This is a genomic window from Polaribacter sp. (genome assembly GCF_965656025.1).
In the GTDB taxonomy this organism is placed as follows: domain Bacteria; phylum Bacteroidota; class Bacteroidia; order Flavobacteriales; family Flavobacteriaceae; genus Polaribacter.
Genome location: NZ_CBFHJT010000087.1, coordinates 1 through 247 on the forward strand (window position 1 = coordinate 1; position 247 = coordinate 247).

Here is a 247-nt window from a genome sequence, read left to right on the forward strand (position 1 = left end):
TAATTGGTAACCAAAATTTATCCGTGACTTTAACATTTTGAATATCTACAGGTTGTATTGCATATCCTTTTGTGTCACTCTTAGTTTTTTTAATTTCTTTTTGTTCAGAATTACAAGCTAGAAAAGCTAAGAATAGATATATGATATTTATGTTTCTTAATTTCATTTTTTAATCTGCTTTAGTGGCACCAACTACACCATATACTTTTTCTAAATAAGGTTTATACAAGGATTCTCGCTGAAACAT